18 protein-coding genes are annotated in these 18,339 nt (G+C 69.8%); 10 read left to right on the top strand and 8 right to left on the bottom strand.

The window, feature by feature from the left end; translation table 11 throughout:
- Positions 1–178: 178 nt before the first annotated feature.
- Positions 179–958, bottom strand: a complete 780-nt coding sequence (locus tag JI746_RS11300; RefSeq protein WP_201689502.1) for a class II aldolase/adducin family protein — start codon at positions 956–958, stop codon at positions 179–181.
- Complete coding sequence (locus tag JI746_RS11295) at positions 955–2,058, bottom strand: aromatic ring-hydroxylating dioxygenase subunit alpha (protein ID WP_201689501.1); 1,104 nt, start codon at positions 2,056–2,058, stop codon at positions 955–957. Before JI746_RS11295 ends, JI746_RS11300 begins: the two co-directional genes overlap by 4 nt.
- Before the next feature lie 109 nt (positions 2,059–2,167).
- Here JI746_RS11295 and JI746_RS11290 point away from each other — a divergent pair, with 109 nt between their 5' ends.
- Positions 2,168–3,058 (top strand): LysR family transcriptional regulator, encoded by an 891-nt coding sequence (locus JI746_RS11290; RefSeq protein ID WP_201689500.1) that lies wholly within the window; start codon positions 2,168–2,170, stop codon positions 3,056–3,058.
- A 188-nt stretch (positions 3,059–3,246) separates the two neighbouring features.
- On the opposite strand, the gene JI746_RS11285 is transcribed toward JI746_RS11290, so the two are convergent.
- Entirely contained in the window at positions 3,247–5,244 is a 1,998-nt protein-coding gene (locus tag JI746_RS11285) for an acetoacetate--CoA ligase (protein ID WP_201689499.1), read from the bottom strand.
- A gap of 116 nt (positions 5,245–5,360) precedes the next feature.
- Here JI746_RS11285 and JI746_RS11280 point away from each other — a divergent pair, with 116 nt between their 5' ends.
- The 5 genes from JI746_RS11280 (at position 5,361) to JI746_RS11260 (ending at position 9,688) form a co-directional block, all read left to right on the top strand.
- The gene (locus JI746_RS11280; RefSeq protein ID WP_201689498.1) at positions 5,361–6,170 is read left to right on the top strand and encodes a cyclase family protein; all 810 of its coding nucleotides are present in this window, start codon (positions 5,361–5,363) and stop codon (positions 6,168–6,170) included.
- Positions 6,171–6,254: 84 nt separating this feature from the next.
- The gene (locus JI746_RS11275) at positions 6,255–6,857 is read left to right on the top strand and encodes a TetR/AcrR family transcriptional regulator (RefSeq protein ID WP_201689497.1); all 603 of its coding nucleotides are present in this window, start codon (positions 6,255–6,257) and stop codon (positions 6,855–6,857) included.
- Between the two features lie 82 nt (positions 6,858–6,939).
- A complete protein-coding gene (locus JI746_RS11270; RefSeq protein ID WP_201689495.1) occupies positions 6,940–7,830 on the top strand; it encodes an alpha/beta fold hydrolase in 891 nt (296 codons plus the stop codon).
- 74 nt (positions 7,831–7,904) lie between these two features.
- Positions 7,905–9,254 (top strand): solute carrier family 23 protein, encoded by a 1,350-nt coding sequence (locus JI746_RS11265; RefSeq protein WP_201689494.1) that lies wholly within the window; start codon positions 7,905–7,907, stop codon positions 9,252–9,254.
- A gap of 11 nt (positions 9,255–9,265) precedes the next feature.
- Positions 9,266–9,688 carry a hotdog fold thioesterase gene (locus tag JI746_RS11260; RefSeq protein ID WP_201689493.1) on the top strand — a complete coding sequence of 141 codons (423 nt, stop codon included), beginning with the start codon at positions 9,266–9,268 and terminating at the stop codon, positions 9,686–9,688.
- 256 nt (positions 9,689–9,944) lie between these two features.
- Here the strand turns inward: JI746_RS11260 and JI746_RS11255 are convergent, their stop codons facing one another.
- Positions 9,945–10,511 carry a cob(I)yrinic acid a,c-diamide adenosyltransferase gene (locus JI746_RS11255; protein WP_201689492.1) on the bottom strand — a complete coding sequence of 189 codons (567 nt, stop codon included), beginning with the start codon at positions 10,509–10,511 and terminating at the stop codon, positions 9,945–9,947.
- A 141-nt stretch (positions 10,512–10,652) separates the two neighbouring features.
- On the opposite strand from JI746_RS11255, the gene JI746_RS11250 reads away from it, so the two are divergent.
- On the top strand, positions 10,653–11,312 hold the full coding sequence (locus JI746_RS11250) for an EF-hand domain-containing protein (RefSeq protein ID WP_201689491.1): 660 nt from the start codon (positions 10,653–10,655) through the stop codon (positions 11,310–11,312).
- A 66-nt stretch (positions 11,313–11,378) separates the two neighbouring features.
- Positions 11,379–12,803 (top strand): FAD-binding oxidoreductase, encoded by a 1,425-nt coding sequence (locus JI746_RS11245; protein WP_201689490.1) that lies wholly within the window; start codon positions 11,379–11,381, stop codon positions 12,801–12,803.
- Here JI746_RS11245 and JI746_RS11240 read toward each other — a convergent pair.
- The gene (locus tag JI746_RS11240; protein ID WP_201689489.1) at positions 12,772–13,662 is read right to left on the bottom strand and encodes a hypothetical protein; all 891 of its coding nucleotides are present in this window, start codon (positions 13,660–13,662) and stop codon (positions 12,772–12,774) included. The two genes, JI746_RS11245 and JI746_RS11240, sit on opposite strands and share 32 nt — an antisense overlap.
- 91 nt (positions 13,663–13,753) lie before the next feature.
- Between JI746_RS11240 and JI746_RS11235 the strand changes: the two genes are divergently transcribed.
- Both JI746_RS11235 and JI746_RS11230 read left to right on the top strand, forming a co-directional pair.
- Positions 13,754–14,467 (top strand): FCD domain-containing protein, encoded by a 714-nt coding sequence (locus JI746_RS11235; RefSeq protein ID WP_201689487.1) that lies wholly within the window; start codon positions 13,754–13,756, stop codon positions 14,465–14,467.
- Positions 14,468–14,528: 61 nt separating this feature from the next.
- On the top strand, positions 14,529–15,899 hold the full coding sequence (locus JI746_RS11230) for an MmgE/PrpD family protein (RefSeq protein WP_201689485.1): 1,371 nt from the start codon (positions 14,529–14,531) through the stop codon (positions 15,897–15,899).
- A gap of 63 nt (positions 15,900–15,962) precedes the next feature.
- Here the strand turns inward: JI746_RS11230 and JI746_RS11225 are convergent, their stop codons facing one another.
- The 3 genes from JI746_RS11225 to JI746_RS11215 all read right to left on the bottom strand — a co-directional run bounded on the left by JI746_RS11225 (position 15,963) and on the right by JI746_RS11215 (position 18,325).
- Entirely contained in the window at positions 15,963–16,706 is a 744-nt protein-coding gene (locus JI746_RS11225; RefSeq protein ID WP_201689483.1) for a c-type cytochrome, read from the bottom strand.
- A gap of 131 nt (positions 16,707–16,837) precedes the next feature.
- On the bottom strand, positions 16,838–17,767 hold the full coding sequence (locus tag JI746_RS11220) for a ParB/RepB/Spo0J family partition protein (RefSeq protein WP_201689481.1): 930 nt from the start codon (positions 17,765–17,767) through the stop codon (positions 16,838–16,840).
- 18 nt (positions 17,768–17,785) lie between these two features.
- On the bottom strand, positions 17,786–18,325 hold the full coding sequence (locus JI746_RS11215) for an RBBP9/YdeN family alpha/beta hydrolase (RefSeq protein ID WP_201689479.1): 540 nt from the start codon (positions 18,323–18,325) through the stop codon (positions 17,786–17,788).
- Between the last annotated feature and the right edge of the window lie 14 nt (positions 18,326–18,339).

The following is an 18,339-nucleotide window of genomic DNA, read 5'->3' as shown; positions in this document are numbered from 1 at the left end:
TTCCAGCGACGCCACATCTCGGCGTTCTGCTCGGGCTCCAGCCCTCGATCTTTTCTCGATGTCATTCCGGCCTTTCACAACATGAATCATGTTGCATTGACCGGTTGAGACCGCCCCCCGCCTCCGCGGGGATGACGGAGGGATGACCGCCTCCGCGGGGATGACGGAGGGGGAGGGCTCAATCCGCAAACGCCGGATCCATCTCCCACGCCCAGCGCAGCATCGCATCCCACAGCAGCGTGTTCTGGTCCCCCTTGCGCGCCGTGCGGTCGTACTGCGCCGAGGCCCGTTGCGCGATCTCGTCGCGCGGCTGCACCAGCGGCGCGCCCGTCGCCTGAGCCGCCACCTGCACCTCGCACGCCCGCTGCAGCATGTAGTGCTCGGCGAAGGCATCGGCGATCGTGGCACCGCACACCAGCAGCCCGTGGTTGCGCAGGATCATCACGTTGCGGTCGCCCAGGTCGGTGGCCAGGCGCTGGCACTCCTCGCGTTCCAGCGTGATGCCTTCGAAGTCGTGGTAGGCGATGCGGCCGCCATAGAACATCGCGTTGAAGCTCAGGGGCAGCAGGCCGCCCTGCTGGCAGGCCACCACCTGGCCCGCCGTGGTGTGCGAGTGCATCACGCACTGCACGTCCGGCCGCGCGGCATGCACCGCACTGTGGACGATGAAGCCCGCCGGATTCACCGCCCAGGGACTGGGCTCCACCTTGCGGCCTTCGAGGTCGATCTTCACCAGCTTGCTGGCGCTGACCTCGCGGTACATCAGTCCGAAGGGGTTGATGAGGAAATGCTCGGTGCCGGGCACGCGCACCGTCAGGTGGTTGTAGATCAGCTCGTGCCAGCCCAGGTGCGCGAACAGGCGGTACGCCGCCGCGAGTTCGCACCGCAGCTGCCATTCCTCCTGCGCCACGGGCGCGGGGCGCCGCTGCACGAAGCGGTCGGCGAGCGCGCCGCTCATGCCTTCAGCCCGATCTCGTGCGGCTTCACCACCTTGGGCGCCGCGGCCTGCTGCGTGGCCCGCGCGGCTTCTTCCTGCGCGACCAGCCTGGCGAGCGTCATGCGGAAGTGCGACAGGGCGGCATCCGACGCGATGGCCTGCAGCTCGAAGCTCGGGTCGGAGTCGATCACGACCTGCTGCGCCTCGATCAGGTGCTTGTCTTCCAGGAAACCCTCGATCAGGCTCTGGTGCAGCGAGCGCGAGATGTTGTGGTCCCCGCCCTCCCAGTTGTTCAGGTAGGTCCAGAAGAAGTGCGTGCTGCGCCGCGTCTCCGGCGTCATGAACTGGCAGTTGCGGTATTCCTTGGTGCCCTTGCGATTGCCGTTCTCCGAGCCGCTGCCGGCCGGCGAGAACATGGACTCGAGGAAGAAGATGCCCGGGATGTGCATGTGGCCGATGTTGCGGCGGTCCACCGGCTGGTTCTTCTCCGCCGTCGGCAGCACCTTGTTGTGGAAGGGCGGCGGAGCGGCGTTCATGTGCCAGCGCTCGACGCGGAAGCCGCGCTCCAGCCGCTCGACGGCGACCGGCTTGGTCTTGTACGCGTATTCCTCCGAGCCACCGAGCGTCTTCGTGTGCACGAAGGCCAGGTGGGCGAAGTCGGACAGGTTGTCGACGATCAGCAGCCAGTTGGCGTTGTAGTGCATGTAGTCGGGAATGCCCTTCCACTGCGCATCGCGCAGGTAGGGGAAGTCGATGATCTGGTCCGGGTCGGCCTTGGCGGGGTCGCCCATCCAGATCCAGACCAGGTGGTCCTTCTCGATCACCGGATAGCTCCTCACCCCCAGCTTGGCGGGAACCGTGTCCTGGCCCGGGATCTGGATGCACTTGCCCGTGGGGTCGAACTTCAGGCCGTGGTACATGCAGCGCACGCAATCGCCTTCGCGCCGGCCCAGGTGCAGCGGGACGCCGCGGTGGCAGCAGCGGTCCTGCAGCGCGACGACCTTGCCCGTTTCGGACTTGTAGAGGAGCACGGCCTCTTCGAGCAGGGTGCGGGCGAGCAGCTTGCCGTCGATCAGTTCGTGGTCCCAGGCGGCCACGTACCAGCAATTCTTCAGGAACATCGGGTTCTCCAGGGGGCGCGGGGGGTCGCGCGGTCAGACGAGAATCGTAGGAACACCGGGCCGACCAGGCAACCCGCCAGCGTGGCCGCTGTGTTCCGGATCCTGAACGATGAACTGGGACGACTTCGACGCCTTCTGCCAAGTGGTGGACCATGGCGGCTTCAGCGCCGCGGCGCGCGCCCTGGAGCGGCCCAAGTCCAGCCTCAGCGCTTCGGTGGCGCGGCTGGAGGCCGCGCTGAATGCGCGCCTGCTGGAGCGCACCACGCGCCAGCTGAGGCTGACCGAAGCGGGCGAGTCCCTCTACCGCGACATGGCCCGGCCCTTCGCGCAACTGCGCGAGCGCGCGCTCGATGCGCTGGCGCAGGGCGAGGCGGTGCAAGGCACCTTGCGCATCGCCGCGCCCTACGAGTTCGGTGCCCATCACCTGGCGCCGGTGGCATGCCGCGTGATGCAGGAGCATCCGCAATTGAAGATCCACCTCGACGTGGAACACGCGCGGGTAGCCTTGTTCGAGCGCCATTACGACATCGTGTTCTCCGCCATCGAGCACGGCTTCGCCCCAGCCACCGTGGTCACGCGGCGCATGTATTCGCTCGAGCGCGGGGTCTTTGCAGCGCCCGCGCTGCTGGAGGAGCGGCCGGCGCCCGCGCTTCCCGAGGAGCTCGGCGCCTTGCCGCTGCTCGCCGGCGCGGAGGACCAGGAATGGTCGTTCACGGATGCGGCAGGGGCGAGCGCCGTGGTCGACGTGCGCAATCCGCGGCTGCGCAGCGGCAATGCGGAGGTGCGGCTGCGGGCGGCGATTTCGGGGCTGGGGGTGGCAAGGATCACGGCGACGTTCTGTGCACAAGCGGTCGCGCGGGGGGAGCTGGTGCCGCTGCTGGCGGGATGGCACTGCGAGCCGCTGAAGATCCATGCGCTGCTGCCGGGGCGGCGGCTGGTCGCCGCGAAGGTGCGGGTGTTCCTGGATCGGCTGGAGCAGGAGGCAAGCGGGGCCCTGTAGGCTGGCGGTGACGCGCGAAGCGCCGGAACCCCAGCACTTCGGGGGCAACCGTCACCCCCGCGCAACCGTCACCGCCGCGCAACCGTCACCCCCGCGCAGGCGGGGGCCCAGGGCACGCGCGCAGCGCGTGGCATCGGGAGCCCTGGATTCCCGCCTTCGCGGGAATGACAGAGCGTGCGTGGGAGCCGTCAAGTGGCCTTCGCGCGCGCGAACGCCACATACGCCTCCAGGCAGCCCGGGTTCGCCATCGCGTCCCGGTTCACCACCTTCTCGACCGGCTGTCCCAGCATCAGCTTCTTCACCGGCAGCTCCTGCTTCTTGCCGGTGAGCGTGCGCGGGATCTCCGCCACCTGCACGATCTCGTCGGGCACGAAGCGCGGGCTCAGCGCCGTGCGGATCGCATGGGCGATCTTCGCCTTCATCGCGTCGTCGAGCGCCACGCCGGGACGCAGCACCACGAACAGCGGCATGTAGCTCGCGCGCCCCAGGTACTCCAGGTCCACCACCATCGAGTCCAGCACCTCCGGGATGCCCTCGACGGCGCTGTAGATCTCCGCCGTGCCCATGCGCAGGCCGTGGCGGTTGATGGTCGCGTCGCTGCGGCCGTAGATGATGCAGCCGCCCTCCGGCGTGATCTTCAGCCAGTCACCGTGGCGCCAGACGCCCGGGTACATGTCGAAGTAGCTGGAGAGATAGCGCTGGTTGCCCGGATCGTTCCAGAAGTAGAGCGGCATCGAGGGGATCGGCCGCGTGCACACCAGTTCGCCCACCTCGCCGATCACCGGCTGGCCCTGTTCGTTCCAGGCCTCCACCGCGCAACCGAGCATGCGGCACTGCATCTCGCCCGGGACCTGCGGCAGCTCGCGGTTGCCGCCGATGAAGGCACCGGCGAAGTCGGTGCCGCCGGAGATGTTGCACCACCAGATCTCCGGCACGCCCAGCTGGCGGAACTGCGCGATGCCCCAGCGCTGCACGTCCTCGGCCAGCGGCGAGCCCGTGGTGCCCAGGGCCCGCACCGACTTCAGGCCGGGCCACTGCGCCACGTCGATGCCGGCCTTCATGCAGTTGGCGAAGAACGCCGCGCCGGCCCCGAAGAAGGTGACGCCCAGGTCGGCCGCGAAGCGCCACAGCACGCCCCAGTCCGGATGGTCCTTGCTGCCGGCCGGATTGCCGTCGTAGATGCAGCAGGTGGTGCCATTGAGCAGGCCCGCCATCTGCGCGTTCCACATCACCCAGCCGGTGGAGCTGTACCAGAGGTAGCGTTCGCCGCGGCTGTTCTCCTCGTAGCTGCAGCCGATGTCGTTGTGCAGCACGCACATCATCAGCATCACCAGCAGGATGCCGCCGTGCCCGTGCACGATCGGCTTGGGCAGGCCTGTCGTGCCGCTGGAATAGACGATCCAGACCGGATGGTCGAAGGGCAGCCACATCGGCTGGAAGGCATCGACCTCCGTGCCGCTCGCGCCGGTGACGGCAGCGAAGTCGGTGTGCGGCGGCAGTTGCGTGCCGTCGAGCCCGAGGTTGCGATGCACCAGCACGTGCTGCACGCTGGGCAGGGCCGCCGCCAGCTCCGCCACGATGCCGGTGCGGTCGTAGTCGCGGCCGCCGTAGCTCACGCCGTCGCAGGCGATCAGCATCTTCGGGTCGATCTGCCGGAAGCGATCGAGCACCGCGTTCGTGCCCATGTCGGGCGCGCAGATGCTCCAGATGCCGCCCAGGCTCGCCACCGCGAGGAAGGCGATCATCGCCTCGGGGATGTTGGGCAGGTAGGCCGCCACCCGGTCGCCGGGTTGCAGGCCCTGCGCCTTCAGGTGCAACGCGACCGACGCGACCTGCCGGCGCAGCTCGGGCCAGGACAGTTCGCGCTGCACGCCCTTCTCGTTGCGGGCGATCAGGGCCGGCAGGCCGGCGGCATGGGCGGCGTCCACGTGGCGCAGCACCTGGCGCGCGTAGTTCACCTGGGCGCCTTCGAACCAGCGCGCGCCCGGCATCTTCTCCTCGGCCAGCACGGCGCTGTGCGGCGTCGGCGAGGCGATGTCCAGGTAGTCCCAGATGCTTTGCCAGAACGCGTCGAGGTCGCGCACCGACCATTCCCACAGGGCCTGGTAGTCGTCGAAGGCGAGCCCGTGCCGGGCACGCAGCCAATCCTGGTAGCGGCGGATCTGGGGGACGTAGGGAGCAGGCATGCGCGCAGCGTAGCGCCGCCCGACCCGGTTCCGGCTGCCGGCCGCTCAGGGTTTCCACGAGCGTGCGGCGCGGCGCGGGGGCGGGTCCAATCCGGCGCAGGCTTTGGGAGGACGCGATGCCGCGCAAGTTCGTCGACCTGTCGATCTACCTGGAAAACGACGTGCAGTCGGACCCGCCGGCCTTCGCGCCGAGGATCCAGTACCTGCGCCACGACGCCACGGCCGAACAGATCGCCAGCTTCTTCCCCGGCCTGCGCCGCGAGGACCTGCCGGAAGGAGAGGGCTGGGCGGTGGAGTTCGTGCAACTGAGCACGCACAACGGCACGCACCTGGACGCGCCCTACCACTTCCACTCCACCATGAACCGCAAGGCCGGCGGCAAGGAGCGCGCGACCACGATCGACGAGGTGCCCCTGGAGTGGTGCTTCCAGCCGGCGGTGAAGCTGGACTTCCGCCACTTCCCGGACGGCTACGTGGTCACGGCGCAGGACGTCGAGGCGGAGCTGCGGCGCATCGGCCACACGCTGCAGCCGCTGGAGATCGTCGTCGTGAACACCCGCGCCGGATCGCGCTACGGCCAGCCGGATTACGTTGCCGCCGGCGCCGGCATGGGCTACGAGGCGACCATGTACCTGCTGGAGCGCGGCGTGCGCCTGACCGGCACCGATGCCTGGAGCTGGGACGCGCCCTTCGTCCACACGGCGAAGAAGTACGCCGAATCGCACGACGCCTCGCTGATCTGGGAGGGCCACAAGGCCGGCCGCGACATCGGCTACTGCCACCTGGAGAAGCTGCACAACCTGGAGGCGCTGCCCGCCGACGGCTTCTTCATCAGCTGCTTTCCGCACAAGATCCGCGGCGCGTCGGCGGGGTGGACGCGGGCGGTGGCGATCTTCGACGATCGCCTGCTCGATGCCGGGGCTTGACCCGCACGGCGGCGTACGGCAAGCCCGGCAGCTGAGGCCAGTGGTTCGCTTGCCTTTTCGCACAAGCGTGCTAATCTGCGCGCCATGGACGCCAGGACCTCCAAGAGCGAGCTGACCCGCGCCGCCATCGTCGGCGCGGCGCTCGACCTCGCCGCCGAGGAAGGGCTGGAGTCGATCACCCTGCAGGCGGTGGCCGACCGCATCGGGCTGTCCAAGAGCGGCGTGTTCTCGCGCGTCGGCTCGCGCGAGGCGCTGCAGAAGGCGGTGGTGGAGGAGTTCGGCCGCCGCTTCATCGCCGACGTGTTCGCGCCGGCCATGCAGCAGCCCAAGGGCCTGCCGCGCCTGAACGAGATCATGCGGCGCTGGATCCGGCGCACCTGCGACGTCGAGGCGCAGACCGGCTGCATCTTCACCGCCGGCGCCTTCGAACTCGACGACCGCGAGGGCCCCTTGCGCGAGCACCTGCTGGGCGAAGTCACGCGCTGGCGCGCGGCGCTGCGCCGCACCGTGCTGCAGGCCACGGAGTGCGGCCACCTCAAGCCCGACACCGATCCCGAGCAGCTGGTCGCCGAGATGTCGGGCCTCATCATGGGCCTGCTGCACGACACCCGTTTCCTGCGCGACAGCCGCGCCGCCGAGCGCGCCCAGCTGGCCTGGGCACGGCTGCTGAACACCTACCTGAGCTGAAGCCACGGCCAGCAAGCATCGTCCGCCTTTTTTTTCGTCCTAATTTCGCACGATCGTGCGAACACTTGAAGGAGCAACGTCCATGGCATCCCGCAGCACCGCCGTCGACCTCACCGCCGGCTTCTATGGCGAAAGCCTGGGCATCCGCGTGTCCCGTCTCGCCCTGCGCGCCTCGCAGGCCGTCTGGCCTGCCCTGGCGGTGCGGGCGGCGGTGCGCCTGTTCTCCACGCCGTTGCCGCTCAAGTGGCTGCACCGCGCAGCCTGGCCGCAGGACTGGCGGATCGAGCGCTGGCCGTTCGAGCGCGCCGGCCTGACCTTGTACGCCTCCGCCGCCGCCGAGGGCGCGCCCGTGGCCCTGCTGGTGCACGGCTGGGGCGGGCAGGCGCGCCAGTTGCTGCCGCTGGCGGAATCGCTGGCGCAGCATGGCTGGCAACCGGTGGTGCTGGAGTTGCCGGCGCACGGCCGCAGCGCCGGCAGCACCAGCAACCTGCCGCAGTTCGCCCGCGCGATCGAGTACGTGGCCGGCCGCCTGCAGGCGCAAGGGCGCAGCGTGCGCCTGCTGGCCGGCCACTCGCTGGGCGCGAATGCCGCCGCCTACGCCGCCAGCCGCGGGCTGGCGCTGGAGCGCCTGGCGCTGCTCGCGCCGCCGGCGTCGCCGCGCGCCTACACGCGCTACTTCGCGCACGTGTTCGGCCTGCGCGAGGCGACGCGGGCCGGCCTGCAGGAGCGCATCGAGCAGCGCGAGGGCGTGCTGATGCACCTGTTCGAGCCGCGCGCCGTGGGGCCGCGCATCGCCGTGCCCACGCTGGTGGTGCACGATCGCGGCGACCGCATCAACGGCTTCGCCGACGGCCAAGCCTTCGCCGCTGCGATCGCCGGCGCAAGGCTGGCGGCCACCGAGGGCCTCGGGCACCGCCGGCTGCTGCAGGACCCCGGCGTGATCGCACAGGTCGTCGCGTTTGCGTCGCCCTGACGCCTCCTTCCTTGCATGGCTACGGCATTGCTCCTAGCATCGACCGGTTTGCCATTGAGGAAGGAGTACGAGAGATGGCCCTGTTCGACTGGACGGAGAGGCCTGCGGCGGTGCTGCAGCAAGGCGGCGTGATCGCGCCGGATGAACGCCTGCCCTGGCCGCAGACCGCGGTGATGGGCGTGCAGCACGTGATCGCGATGTTCGGGGCCACCGTGCTGGCGCCCATCCTCATGGGCTTCGATCCGAACATCGCCATCCTCATGAGCGGCATCGGCACGCTGCTGTTCTTCGTGATCACCGGCGGCCGCGTGCCCAGCTACCTGGGCTCCAGCTTCGCCTTCATCGGCGTGGTGATCGCCGCCAGCGCCTACGCCGGCAAGGGCCCCAACGGCAACATCGGCGTGGCGCTGGGCGGCATCATCGCCTGCGGCATCGTCTACGCCATCATCGGCGCGGTGGTGCACGCCATCGGCACCGGCTGGGTGGAGCGCTTCATGCCGCCGGTGGTGACGGGTGCCGTCGTCGCCGTGATCGGCCTGAACCTCGCCGGCATCCCGGTGAAGAACATGGCCTCCAACAATTTCGAAAGCTGGATGCAGGCGGTGACCTTCGTCTGCGTCGGCCTCGTTGCGGTGCTCACCAGAGGCATGGTGCAGCGCCTTCTGATCCTGGTCGGACTGGTCATCGCCAGCGTGATCTACGGCGTGCTCACGAACGGGATGGGACTGGGCAAGCCGATCGATTTCAGCGGCATCGCCAATGCCGCCTGGATCGGCGCGCCGGCGTTCCAGGCGCCGGTGTTCAGCGGCCCGGCGATGCTGCTGATCGCGCCGGTGGCGATCATCCTGGTGGCGGAGAACCTGGGCCACATCAAGGCCGTGACGGCCATGACCGGCCGCAACCTCGACCAGTACATGGGCCGCGCCTTCCTCGGCGACGGCATCGCCACGGTGGTGAGCGGGTTTGCCGGCGGCACCGGCGTGACGACCTACGCCGAGAACATCGGCGTGATGGCGGCCACCAAGATCTATTCGACGGCGGTGTTCCTGTTCGCGGCGCTGATCGCCGTGGTCCTCGGCTTCTCGCCCAAGTTCGGCGCCGTGATCCAGGCCATCCCGCTGCCGGTGATGGGCGGCGTGAGCATCGTCGTGTTCGGCCTGATCGCGGTGGCGGGCGCCAAGATCTGGGTCGACAACCGCGTCGACTTCTCGCAGAACAAGAACCTGATCGTCGCCGCCATCACGCTGGTGCTGGGCACCGGCGACTTCACGCTCAAGTTCGGCGGCTTCGCGCTGGGCGGCATCGGCACGGCGACCTTCGGCGCGATCCTGATCTACGCCCTGCTCAATCGCAGCACGTCCACCGGCGTGTCGGTGGCCGATGCACCGAACGTGGAGGCGACGACGGTGCAGCGCCCGCGCTAAGATCCGCGCCCATGCCGATCTGGACCCGCCCCATCTCCATCGAGGAACTCACCCGCATCCACCAGGACACCGCGCCCCAGCACCTGGGGATCGAGTTCCTGGAAGTCGGCGACGATCACGTGAAGGGGCGCGTGCCGGTCGACGCGCGGACGGTGCAGCCTTACGGCATCCTGCACGGCGGCGTGAGCGTGGTGCTGGCCGAGACGCTCGGCTCCACCGCCGCCGCGCACTGCACGCCGCCGGGGCACCGCGTCGTGGGGCTGGACATCAACGCGAACCATATCCGCAGCGCGTCTTCGGGGTGGGTGACGGGTGTCGCGAAGCCGGTGCATGTGGGACGCAGCACGATGGTGTGGCAGATCGATCTGCGCAACGACGCAGGCGAACTGACCTGCGTGTCGCGGCTGACGCTGGCGGTGCTGGCGCCGAGGTAGGGGGACTGCGGCAGCGCGCGAAGGTACTGGGCGTCACCCAGCTAAGGTATTCCGTCACCCCCGCGAAGGCGCGGGCCCAGGGCTCCCGATGCTGCGCGCTGCGCGCGCAGTTTGAACGCCCTGGATTCCCGCCTTCGCGGGAATGACGGGGTGAGCTATTCCGCCTTCGCGCAGCCTGCACGGGAATGGCGGGGGGCCCTGGGCTCCGTCCTCCGCAGAGCCTCCGCGACAACGACGGTGCCCGACAGCCGTCCCCCTATTCCTCCTCCGCCCGCTTCAGCCGCTCGCTCTTCCAGTACACGTCGTCCCCGCCATTCATCCGGTTGAACACCCGCGCCAGCACGAACATCAGGTCCGACAGCCGATTCAGGTATTGCCGCGGCGTCTCGCGCAGCGGCTCCTGCCCGCCCAGCGCCACCACCGCCCGCTCGGCCCGGCGCGCCACCGTGCGGCACACGTGCGCCTGAGCCGCCGCGCGATTGCCGGCGGGCAGGATGAATTCCTGCAGCCGGGGCAGCTGCGCGTTGTGCTCGGCGAGCGCCGCGTCGAGCGCGGCCACCGCATCGGCCTGCAGCAGCTCGAATCCCGGAATCGACAGCTCCCCGCCGAGGTTGAACAGCTGGTGCTGGATGTCGACCAGCAGTTCGCGCGCATCTTCCGGCAGCTGCTCGCACAGCAGCAGGCCGATGTGCGAGTTCAGTTCATCCACGTCGCCCATGGCGCGCACCCGCAGGTGATCCTTGGGGACGCGCGTGTTGTCGCCCAGGCCCGTGGTGCCGTCGTCGCCGGTGCGCGTCGCAATCTGGGTCAGCCGTTTGCCCATGTCGTTCTCCTGTTCCAGCCATTGTGCGCGAAGCTCCTACAGCAAGTTCCGGCACCCTCGGCTGGGCCGTTGCGCGCCGTCGGGCCAGCATGGGATCAGGCCGTCCGCGCCCGGGCGGCAGCCCCAGCCAAAGGAGTCGCCATGCTTGCCTCGACCCGTCTTGCCGCAGCCCTGGTCTGCGCCCTGGCCGCTGCCTCTGCCGTCCAGGCGCAGACCACGCGCGCGCCCTCCCGCGTGCAGCCCGCCGCCAACGTCGTGCCCTCGAACGCGGCGCGCATCGCGCAGACCGCGCCACGGCCCACCGGCCTGATCTCGACCTTCCCGGCCGGCATCTCGTCGGGCAGCGGCGCCGCCGTCGCGACCAATCCGATCGCGCAGAGCGTCACCCCGATCCCGCCCACCGGCAGCAGCCTCACCACGGGCTCGCTGTTCCCCAACCAGCTGCCGCCGGCGGACTCGCCGACCACCACCACGAACGGTGTGCTGGTGCCGGGCACGACCATCGTCTCGCCCGGTGCCGGCATCGTGAATCCGACCAACGCGGCCACACCCACGGTGGCCACCAACGTCCTGGGCGCCGGCGCCACCGTGCGCGGCCCGGGGCAGAGCGTGGGCGGGGCCGGCGGCTTCAGCGCCACCGACCAGGCGCGCTCCTTCTTCTTCGCCGATTCCAACCATGACGGCGACATCACCCGCGCCGAATTCGGTCGCCTGAGCATCGCCACCATGACCTTCGAGGAAATGGACCGCAACTACGATGGCGTGATCTCGCGCTTCGAATACGACGATTCGACCCGCTGAGGGATTCCCCCGGCCGGGCGCGCGGCGGGCAGGCGACTACACTGCGGGCTGCCTCCGGAGTACCCCATGAACGCCCCCGCCGCCCTGTCGCACCTCGTTCCCGATATCCAGCAGCGCGAAGTGCCTGCGGCCCTGATCGAGGCGCTGCGGCAGCGCTTCGCCGAGCGCTGCTCCACCGCGCTGGCGGTGCGCGAGCAGCATGGCCGCGACGAGTCCTCCTTCGAAGTGCCGCCGCCGGCCGCCGTGGTGTTCGCGGAAAGCGCGAGCGACGTGGCCGACGCGGTGCGGCTGGCGAGCGAACACGCGACGCCGGTGATCCCCTTCGGCGTCGGCTCCTCGCTGGAAGGCCACCTGCTGGCGGTGCAGGGCGGCATCAGCATCGACGTCTCGCGCATGAACAAGGTGCTCTCCGTCAATCCCGAGGACCTGACGGTGACGGTGCAGCCGGGCGTGACGCGCAAGCAGCTCAATGAGGAAATCCGCAGCACCGGCCTGTTCTTCCCGATCGATCCGGGCGCCGATGCCTCGATCGGCGGCATGGCGGCCACCCGGGCCTCTGGGACCAACGCCGTGCGCTACGGCACCATGCGCGAGAACGTGCTCGCGCTCGAGGTGGTCACGGCTTCGGGCGAGACCATCCGCACCGGCACCCGGGCGCGCAAATCCTCCGCCGGCTACGACCTCACGCGCCTGTTCATCGGCAGCGAAGGCACGCTGGGCGTGATCACCGAAGTGACGCTGCGGCTGTACCCGATTCCCGAGGCGATCTCGGCGGCGATCTGTTCCTTCCCCAGCATCGCCGCCGCGGTGCACACCGTGATCCAGGTGATCCAGCTGGGCGTGCCGATCGCGCGCGTGGAGCTGATCGACGTGAACAGCGTGCGCATGGTCAACGCCTACGCGAAGCTGAACCTGCGCGAGGAGCCCATGCTGCTGATGGAGTTCCACGGCTCGCCCGAGGGCGTGAAGGAGCAGGCGCAGACGGTGCAGGAGATCGCCTCCGAGCATGGCGGCAACGCCTTCGAGTGGGCCACCACGCCGGAGGAGCGCACGCGGCTCTGGACGGCGCGCCACAACGCCTACTTCGCCGCGATCCAGTCGCGCCCCGGCTGCCGCGCGATCTCCACCGACACCTGCGTGCCGATCTCCCGGCTGGCCGACTGCCTGCTCGATTCCGTGGCCGAGGCCGACGCCAGCGGCATCCCCTACTTCCTGGTGGGCCACGTCGGCGACGGCAACTTCCACTTCGGCTACCTGCTGGATCCCGAGCAGCCGCAGGAGCGCGTGGTGGCCGAGGAGCTGAACCAGCAACTGGTGGCCCGCGCGCTGCGCCTGGGCGGCACCTGCACCGGCGAGCACGGCGTCGGCCTGCACAAGATGGGCTTCCTGGTGGACGAGGCCGGCGCCGGCGCGGTCGAGATGATGCGCACCATCAAGCGCGCGCTCGACCCGAAGAACATCATGAATCCGGGGAAGATCTTCTCGGCATAGCCACGGCGGGATTCACGGCGGGCGGCTTCATCTCCCGCAGCTTCCATTCCTCGTTGACGTTGCGGCGGAACACGATGCCGTCCACCCGGTCGCCGTGGACGACCAGCGCCTCCTTGTCGTAGTCGTCGCCCCACAGCACCTTCAGCTCGCGGATGTTGGCCGCCATGCGGCGCAGGTCGGCGTCGCCCAGCCGGGCGAGGCGCTCGCCCATGCTGCGCGCGACGGGGCCGGTCACGCAGCCCATGACGGCCGGGCGGTCGGCGGCGCGCAGGGCGCGGACGAAGGTTTCCCAGGTCTTCTCCACGCTGGAAAAGCGCGGATCGGGCGCGCGCGTCAGCGGCTCGATCTCCCGCAGCCAGTCGTCGGTGCAGAGCGTGGCGTCGACCTGGGCCACGCGCACCTTGACGGCGAGCATGTGGCCGTAGTCCGCCAGCGTGGCGCCGTGCCGGCGTCGCCACGCCTTGTACAGCTCCGCGCTCTTGTCGGCGAATTCGGGCTGCTCGCTGCGGCAGCGCTCCAGGCGCGCGGTGATGTCCAGCACTTCGCGCTTGCGCGGGGTGAGGGCGGAGAACGGCGCGTCGTCGTCGGCGCCGGGCGCCACCGGCACGGCGGCCGGACGCGGCTTCGGTGGTGCGGCCTGGGCAGTCGCCGTCGGAGCTGCAGCCTTGGCCGAGGCAGCCGGCCCGTCCTTCGTCGGCGCCGCGGCGCGTGCCGGCAGTTCCGGCACCGCACAGGGGGTGGGTTGGTAACTCGCGACCCGGTCGGAAAGCGGGCAGCGGAAGGTTTCCGCGTTCGCCTGACCGGTCGCTCCCAGGGCCAGCGCGAGGGCCAGCCCGACTGCGTACTGCTGCATCTTCATCCGGTCTCCCGGTCAAGAACACCAGCCCATCCTAGGCAGGAGCTCAAGCGCCGAGCTGAAGCAAAGCGTAATCGTATACAATATTTCGGATATGTTGCCATGGGACCCGCCCACCGACGCCGGCCAGGCATTTGCCGCCCAGGTGCGCGCCACCTCGCTCGGCAAGCTGGTGCGCGACGACGTGCTGGGCATGATCCTGCGCGGCGAGATCCAGGCCGGCCAACGCATCAACGAACCCGACGTCGCCAGCCGCCTGGGCGTGTCGCGCGTGCCCGTGCGCGAGGCGCTGCGCGAGCTGGAGAGCTCCGGCCTGGTGGAGGCACGCAAGCATTCCGGCGTGTTCGTGCGCAGGCTGTCGGCCGAGGAAGTGCGTGGCCTCTACGAGCTGCGCGCCCTGCTCGATGGCTTCGCCGGCCGCCGTTCGGCGCAGCTGCCGCCGCCCGATCGGACCGCCTTGGCCGAGGCCCTGGACAGCTCCGTCGGTCGGATGGAGCACGCCGCTCGTTCCCGCAACGTGAGCGCCTACTACAGCGAGAACCTGCGCTTCCACTGGATCATGGTGGAAGCCACGGGCAACGGGGCGCTGGCCGAAACCTATCGGAACATCGTCCAGAAGCTGCACCTGTCGCGTTTGACCAACTTGTCGCACGGGATGGGCATGGCCGCATCCGTCGTCGACCACCGGGAAATCGCGGCGGCGGTACGGGCCGGCGACGCTGCGCGCTGCGAACAACTGGTGGCCGAGCACGTGGAACGGGCGCACCAGCGCCTGGCCGCTGCCCAGGAGCTTCCACAGGAAGACTGAAGGCGGGACCGCGCTGCTCGAGGCGCAGAACCTGCCCATCGACACACAAGGAACCGAACCCATGGCCCGCAACACCCAGGTCCCGGCCGAGCACGACGCGCCGCCGATCACGAAGATCCTCGCCGGGTACGTCGCTTCGCATCCCTCGCGCGGCTGGAGCGACGCGGTCGATCACGAGGCGCATCGCACCTTCCTCAACTGGCTCGGTTGCGCCGTCGGCGCGGCCAGGCACGAGGCCGCCGATGCGGCGCTGGCCGCCATCGCCGAACTGCAGCCCGCGCCGCAGGCGACGGTGGCCGGCCGCAGCGAGCGCGTCGACATGGCGAGCGCGGCGCTCGTCAACGGCATCACCTCGCACACCTTCGACTTCGACGACACGCACCTGAAGACGATCATCCATCCGGCCGGCCCGGTGGCCTCCGCCCTGCTCGCGCTGGCCGAGCACAAGGGGCTGGACGGGCGCGAAGTGGTCGACGCGCTCGTGCTGGGCATCGACGTCGCCTGCCGCCTGGGCAACCTGGTCTACCCCGAGCACTACGACCGCGGCTGGCACATCACCGGCACCACCGGCATGCTCGGCGCGGCCGCGGGTTGCGCGCGCCTGCTGAAGCTCGATGCGCAGCGCACGCAGATGGCGCTGGGCATCGCGGCCTCGCAGCCGATCGGCCTGCGCGAGCAGTTCGGCACCATGACCAAGCCCTTCCATCCGGGCGGTGCCGCGCGGGCCGGCCTGATGTCCGCCCTGCTCGCGGCCCAGGGTTTCACCGCCAGCCCGCGCGCGCTCGAGGCGCCGCGCGGCTGGGCCCAGGTGGTGTCGACGAAGACCGCATGGAACGAGGCGACCGACGAACTCGGCGAACGCTTCGAGATCTCCTTCAACAGCTACAAGCCCTTTGCCTGCGGCATCGTGATCCATCCCAGCATCGATGCCTGCGTGCAGCTGCGCGAACGGGGCGTGCGCGCCGAGCAGGTCGAGCGCATCGAGCTGCGCGTGCACTCGCTGGTGCTGGAGCTCACGGGCAAGAAGGAGCCGGCCGACGGCCTGGAGGGCAAGTTCAGCGTCTACCACGGCTGCGCCGCGGGCCTGATCTTCGGCCGTGCCGGCGAGCCGGAGTACGAGGACGCGATCGTCAACCGCCCCGACATGGTGGCGCTGCGCCGCAAGGTGGTGGCGACGGTCGACGACAGCATCGACGAGGCCAGTGCCGACGTGACGGCGGTGCTCACCGACGGCCGCCAGGTGCACGTGTTCGTCGAACACGCGATCGGATCGCTGCAGAGGCCCATGACCGACGCGATGCTGGAAGGCAAGTTCACGCAGCTGGCGCAGCCGGTGATCGGCGCGGAGAGGACGCGCGGCTTGATCGAGGCGTGCTGGGGCTTGGGCCGTGCTCCGGACCTGCGCGCGCTGACGGCCCTCGCGCGCCCCTGACCCAAAGGAAAACCGCGCCTTGCGGCGCGGTTTTCGCTCCCCCAACCACACCCCAACTCCCCATCAAGGTGCCCTGAATTCGAAGTTCGTCACGATCGGCCTGGCCACACCGGGCCGCGTCACTTCGGCCTGGATGTTGTAGGCGCCGCCGCTCGTGAGCTTGAAGAAGTTGCCCCAGCTCACGCTGTCGTTCGCCACCACAGGCGCCAGCGCACTGGCCTGCTCGGACATGCCGTCCGACACGCGCAGCTTCACCTGCGCATCCTTCACCTGCGCACCCGTGCGCTGGTCGGCCAGCGAGATGTTCAGGTGGTAGTAGCCCTTGCCGGTCGGCACGCTCGCCTTGCTTGATGCGCCGGCGCGCATCGCTTCGGCCGGCATCGCACCCAGGTAGATGTCGGTGCCCGCCACCAGCTTGTGGCGCGGGTCGGCCTTGGCGACTTCCGCTGGCGGCGCCACCGGCGGCAAGCCGAAATTGAACATGTAGAGAACGGCGGAGCGCAGTTCCTCGCGTTCGAGCTGCACCACCCCGCCGCGTGCGGGCATGCCGCCGTGGCCGTTCACGGCGGAATCGATCAGCGCGTCGATGCCCTTGGCGAAACGCGGCGTCCAGGCCGCGCGGTCGCCGATCTTCGGCGCGCCGTCCTTGCCGGGGGCGTGGCAGGCCGCACACACGGTCTCGACCACCTGCCTGCCTTCGCGCGCCTTCTGGACGGCGAACGCCGGCGCGCTGAGGGCGAGGACCGACAGCACGACGATGGCGGGCGCGGTAGCCCGCAGGGCGGATGTCTGCGCTGTCGTCGCCATCGCTGCTCCTCGCGTCGCATGGGGAAGGCCCCGCTAGCCAATCTACGCAGTGGGAGCGAGCGCGTGCTGACGTGCGTCAAAAGTTCGCGGGAACGCGCCGCCCGGCTCGGGGGGCGACGCGGCAAGGGACGTCAGGCCCGCAGGCGGTCGATCAGGCCATTGAGCTCGTCGAGCGAGCCGAAGGAGATCGCGACCTCGCCGATTTCCTCGTTGCGGCCGTGGCGCTTGACCCGCTTCTTCACCCGCACCTCGACTTGCGCCGTGAGCAGGTCGGAAAGCTCCTCCTCCAGGCGGCGCAGGTCGCGCGATTTTTCCTTCTTCGGCTTGGGCGAGGTCAGGCTGAACTCGGCCCCGATGCGCTTGACCAGGCTCTCGGCTTCGCGCACCGAGAGCTTCTTCTGCGCGATCTGGTTGGCCGCCGTGATCTGCGCGGCGCGCTCCAGCGCCAGCAGCGCCCGGGCGTGGCCCATGTCGATGTCGCCCGCCATCAGCATCGTCTGCACCGGATCGGCCAGGTTCAACAGGCGCAGCAGGTTCGACGCGGCGCTGCGCGAGCGGCCCACGGCCTGGGCCGCCTGTTCGTGCGTGAGGCCGAAGTCCTTGATCAGGCGCTGCAGGCCCTGGGCCTCCTCCAGCGGATTGAGGTCCTCGCGCTGGATGTTCTCGATCAGCGCCATCGCCGCGGCGGCCTCGTCGGGCACGTCGCGCACCAGCACCGGAACGCTGTCCAGCCCGGCCAGGCGGGCGGCGCGGAACCGCCGTTCGCCGGCGATGATCTCGTACTTGCCGGCGTTGTCGCCCTCGCCGAGGCGGCGCACGAGGATGGGCTGCATGATGCCCTGCGCCTTGATCGACTCCGCCAGCTCGTACAGCGCGCCCTCGTCCATGCGCGTGCGCGGCTGGTACATGCCGGGGACCATGTCGACCAGCAGCATCGACATCGGCATGCCGGCGTGGCTGCCGGCGGTCTCGCCGTCGGCCGGCGCAGCGCCCTCCTGCACCTTGGGACCGAGCAGCGCTTCGAGGCCGCGCCCGAGGCCCTTGGGTTTCTTCGTCACCATCACGTTCACCAGTTCCGTCTAGTCTTTCATCAGGTCCTGCAGCAGGACGTGCCCCTCGGGCCAGCTCGCCAGCCCCGACTCCGCGTTGATGTGGCCGCAGTCGCCGTAGTCCATGAACTGCGCGTTCCACGCATGCGCGAACAGGCGCGCGCGCTCGAAGTCGCAGTACGGGTCGTTGCGGCTGGCCAGCAGCACGCTGGCAAACGGCAGCGCCCGCAGCTCGATCGGCGACCAGGAAGGCAGTTGCTCGCGCACCTCGAGCCGCTCCACGTCGCCCGGAGCGACAAGCAGGGCCGCCTTCACGCGCTGCGTGTTGCGCGAGTGCGCAGCCCAGGCCGCCACCAGGATGCAGCCCAGGCTGTGCGCCACCAGCACCGCCGGCTCGTCGCACGACAGCACGACGTCCTCCAGCCGCGCGACCCAGTCGCCGCGCAGGGGGCGCAGCCAGTCGTGCTGCTGCACGCGGCGATAGCCGTGGCGCTGCTCCCAGAGCGTCTGCCAGTGTTTCGTTCCGCTGCCTTCCCAGCCGGGCAGAACGAGTACGTTGCGGGCTTTCACTGCTACTTCTTTGC

The sequence above is a fragment of the Ramlibacter alkalitolerans genome (assembly GCF_016722765.1).
In the GTDB taxonomy this organism is placed as follows: Bacteria; Pseudomonadota; Gammaproteobacteria; order Burkholderiales; family Burkholderiaceae_C; genus Ramlibacter; species Ramlibacter alkalitolerans.
This window is presented reverse-complemented; position numbering and strand designations above follow the sequence as displayed.

Excerpts from the sequence above, each read along its gene's own strand:
- JI746_RS11300 (WP_201689502.1), bottom strand. The coding sequence starts at position 958 with ATGAGCGGCGCGCTCGCCGACCGCTTCGTGCAGCGGCGCCCCGCGCCC.
- JI746_RS11295 (WP_201689501.1), bottom strand. The coding sequence starts at position 2,058 with ATGTTCCTGAAGAATTGCTGGTACGTGGCCGCCTGGGACCACGAACTG.
- JI746_RS11290 (WP_201689500.1), top strand. The coding sequence starts at position 2,168 with ATGAACTGGGACGACTTCGACGCCTTCTGCCAAGTGGTGGACCATGGC.
- JI746_RS11285 (WP_201689499.1), bottom strand. The coding sequence starts at position 5,244 with ATGCCTGCTCCCTACGTCCCCCAGATCCGCCGCTACCAGGATTGGCTG.
- JI746_RS11280 (WP_201689498.1), top strand. The coding sequence starts at position 5,361 with ATGCCGCGCAAGTTCGTCGACCTGTCGATCTACCTGGAAAACGACGTG.
- JI746_RS11275 (WP_201689497.1), top strand. The coding sequence starts at position 6,255 with ATGGACGCCAGGACCTCCAAGAGCGAGCTGACCCGCGCCGCCATCGTC.
- JI746_RS11270 (WP_201689495.1), top strand. The coding sequence starts at position 6,940 with ATGGCATCCCGCAGCACCGCCGTCGACCTCACCGCCGGCTTCTATGGC.
- JI746_RS11265 (WP_201689494.1), top strand. The coding sequence starts at position 7,905 with ATGGCCCTGTTCGACTGGACGGAGAGGCCTGCGGCGGTGCTGCAGCAA.
- JI746_RS11260 (WP_201689493.1), top strand. The coding sequence starts at position 9,266 with ATGCCGATCTGGACCCGCCCCATCTCCATCGAGGAACTCACCCGCATC.
- JI746_RS11255 (WP_201689492.1), bottom strand. The coding sequence starts at position 10,511 with ATGGGCAAACGGCTGACCCAGATTGCGACGCGCACCGGCGACGACGGC.
- JI746_RS11250 (WP_201689491.1), top strand. The coding sequence starts at position 10,653 with ATGCTTGCCTCGACCCGTCTTGCCGCAGCCCTGGTCTGCGCCCTGGCC.
- JI746_RS11245 (WP_201689490.1), top strand. The coding sequence starts at position 11,379 with ATGAACGCCCCCGCCGCCCTGTCGCACCTCGTTCCCGATATCCAGCAG.
- JI746_RS11240 (WP_201689489.1), bottom strand. The coding sequence starts at position 13,662 with ATGAAGATGCAGCAGTACGCAGTCGGGCTGGCCCTCGCGCTGGCCCTG.
- JI746_RS11235 (WP_201689487.1), top strand. The coding sequence starts at position 13,754 with ATGTTGCCATGGGACCCGCCCACCGACGCCGGCCAGGCATTTGCCGCC.
- JI746_RS11230 (WP_201689485.1), top strand. The coding sequence starts at position 14,529 with ATGGCCCGCAACACCCAGGTCCCGGCCGAGCACGACGCGCCGCCGATC.
- JI746_RS11225 (WP_201689483.1), bottom strand. The coding sequence starts at position 16,706 with ATGGCGACGACAGCGCAGACATCCGCCCTGCGGGCTACCGCGCCCGCC.
- JI746_RS11220 (WP_201689481.1), bottom strand. The coding sequence starts at position 17,767 with ATGGTGACGAAGAAACCCAAGGGCCTCGGGCGCGGCCTCGAAGCGCTG.